Genomic DNA, 2517 nt, shown 5'->3' with positions numbered 1-2517 from the left:
CACCGCCTTGCCATGCTTGTGCACCAGCTCGTGCGCGGCCACAGCCATCTCCTGGCCGGCTTCGATGTGGTCGGCGATCAGGAAGACGGTGTCGGTGTTGGGGTCGAAGAACCCCTGGGCCAAGCTGGTGTCCGGCGAGCCCATGTCCACCTCGCCGACCATTGGCTCCCGGTGCGCCTGGATGTCGGCCGAGGTGGCCACCACCACGCGGCCACGACCCTCTGCGAGCAGGCCCATGCTGTTGGTGAGCTTGGCCACGGCAGCGCGCACGGACTGCACGGTGGCGGGCTGGGAGGGCAGACCCATGGCCCGTGAGGGGCGGTCTGGCGAAGGGGGTGCGCTGCGGCTGAACTGTTGGCCCGTGGCGGCGGGGCCGGCCGAGGCTTGGGCGTGTGGTGACTGCTGCAGTAGCTGCCGCGCCTTGTGTACCTGGTCGAGCCCGACGACCACGCCTCCCTCGCGCCGCAGCACGCGGTCCACGCCGCCTTGGCGCAGGCGCTCCTGCAACTGTGTGGGGTCACCTCGGACCATCAGCGTGCCATCGCGCTGCATCTCCATGACTGGCACGGGCTGAAACGCTCCAGCATTCGCCTGCGATCCATGACCTGTGCGAGGTGCATCGGCGCCCACCGCGCTGAGGCCCGCTGTGAAGTCGCCAGCCGTTGGCTTTCGAGCAGTAGCGGGCGCAAGCTGTGCGGCAGCTCTGGTCCCTGGCAAGGTGACCATTGCCGATGCGCGCTGAGACCCACGGCCTGCCTGCGGGTCAGCCGGTGCAGCGAGTGGGCGGCTGAGCACCTGTTGCGCCAGTACCGCCTGGTCCACGGGCACCAGCGTCACGCCCGCAAACGGCTCGGCACCGCGCACGCCGCCTGCCTGCAGGTGCGCCAGGATGGTGGCCTGATCGCCGCCGACGACGAGCATGCCGGAGTCCAAGGCCTGGGCCTGTGCGTCTATGGGGTCGGGGCAGCCTGCTACGTCACTGGATCGTCTGTCGCGGCTGTAGAAGATCCGTTGCAGAGGGCGATCACTTCCGAGTCGATCTCTTTGTTCAGCAATTCCAGCCAGCGTGCCGCGACCGTGTTTGAACTCGCCGTTTCGAAGTGGCGCCACAAGGGCTGAAACAGGCCTGCAAACGGTGTCAAACCGGTCCCAAAAAGCGGATTACGTAGGCATCAAGTGACCTTGCGCTCGACATCAGGCTGTGCCGGTCTGGCGAATTGGGTTTTGCAGACCATCCTTATAGCTTTCGCAGAAAATTATCTCACCCTTCCTGGTAACTATCTCTCAACCAATCATCAATATTTTCATTCTCTTTAACAACATCACATATAAATAATTTTGCATTCCGAAGCCCCCCCCTCCCAAGAAGATGCATTACGTACATCGCTGCATACACATCCGCTCTTTTTCGAACAAGCTCGCGCAAATCCTCGATATGCAGATTGTACACATCCATGTAATCACGACAGCTCCCTACCTCCTGGGAAACGTCTCTCCCAAGATAAGACTTCAGCATCTCCAAACCTTCTTCATCCAACCCCGTCATGGTAACTCCTTTAAAAATCAATAGCGCCTTGCAATAACATTTATTTCTTTGGGCACATTCTTAAAATCACCGACATTGACAAAACCCAGCAACTCTATTTCAAAAACCCCATACCCCAGTTTCTGCATGGCTTTACCGAACGATATGTCCCTTATTGCGGACTGCGCCCAATCATCCATTGTGCCATTGTGATCTCTTGCGCGATGTTTGTCGAACTCTTTTCGGAAATTTTTGCGATTATCATCAGTCAAATTCCCCGGAAATCCAACCGGAGGGGCGCCCTTCGTTTCAATGTAATAAGAAATCACTGCCTTCAGCATCGCCTCTGTCACTCCATGGGCGTCGATTACTATGTGCTCTCCTGATTTTTTTTCCATTTTTTCCAATAAATAGGATGGGATCGCCATCCTTTATTTCGATGCCGGAAAAAACAACAAGCTCTCCGTCCACGAGCATCGTAATGGCGTTACTTGGGTCGTTGTCCGTAGTTAACCTTGAAGTCTGTGAGCGGAACCGGACGCGGATGGCCCTCCGAACCCAGCGGGCCTTTCTCCTTCGCCGTCCCCGCACCGTCGTTGCCTGTATCGCGGCTCATCTGGATGGGAAGAGAGGGGGCGGAAGGTGCGCTGCCATTGGGCCGCTCAAGACCGTTCTGCGGCAGGGCCGAGGCTGAGCGCTCCAACTCCGCAATGCCAAACGCCAAGTCCACCAAATCCTGCCCATCAAAAGCCTGTGGATTGCCTGTCAGCTTGCCGAGCACGTCCTTCAGCGATGCGCGCACCCGCGCCAGCCAGCCCTGCACCGAGTTGTTCGGCATCAGCGCCGTAGGCTGCACGCCCAACTCCATCGCCACCTGCACGGCATAGGGGAAGAGCTCTTCGCTGCTGTAGCTGGTCTCATCTGCTCCGGCCGGCCGCGAAGCCTGCACGCGCGCTGCGGCCTCGTCGTGGACCCGCCGCTCCAGGCTCCCC

At 59.5% G+C, this 2517-nt stretch carries 5 protein-coding genes; 1 reads left to right on the top strand and 4 read right to left on the bottom strand.

Annotated elements, in window-relative coordinates; genetic code table 11:
* Positions 1-567, bottom strand: a 567-nt coding sequence (locus ASE31_RS32090; RefSeq protein WP_162261418.1) for a hypothetical protein, incomplete at its 3' end; no start/stop codon positions are given.
* Between the two features lie 231 nt (positions 568-798).
* On the opposite strand from ASE31_RS32090, the gene ASE31_RS32085 reads away from it, so the two are divergent.
* Positions 799-1119: a hypothetical protein gene (locus ASE31_RS32085; protein ID WP_162261417.1), complete on the top strand. Its 321-nt coding sequence runs from the start codon at positions 799-801 to the stop codon at positions 1117-1119.
* A gap of 142 nt (positions 1120-1261) precedes the next feature.
* On the opposite strand, the gene ASE31_RS31775 is transcribed toward ASE31_RS32085, so the two are convergent.
* The 3 genes from ASE31_RS31775 to ASE31_RS19175 all read right to left on the bottom strand — a co-directional run.
* Entirely contained in the window at positions 1262-1546 is a 285-nt protein-coding gene (locus ASE31_RS31775; RefSeq protein WP_157412567.1) for a hypothetical protein, read from the bottom strand.
* Between the two features lie 17 nt (positions 1547-1563).
* Positions 1564-1953 (bottom strand): hypothetical protein, encoded by a 390-nt coding sequence (locus ASE31_RS31770; protein WP_157412566.1) that lies wholly within the window; start codon positions 1951-1953, stop codon positions 1564-1566.
* A gap of 59 nt (positions 1954-2012) precedes the next feature.
* Positions 2013-2517, bottom strand: a 505-nt coding sequence (locus ASE31_RS19175; protein WP_057203417.1) for a hypothetical protein, incomplete at its 5' end; no start/stop codon positions are given.

The organism is Acidovorax sp. Root217 (assembly GCF_001428645.1).
GTDB lineage: Bacteria > Pseudomonadota > Gammaproteobacteria > Burkholderiales > Burkholderiaceae_C > Acidovorax.
The sequence above is the reverse complement of the archived record's forward strand: the minus strand, read 5'-3'. Positions and strand labels throughout refer to the sequence as shown.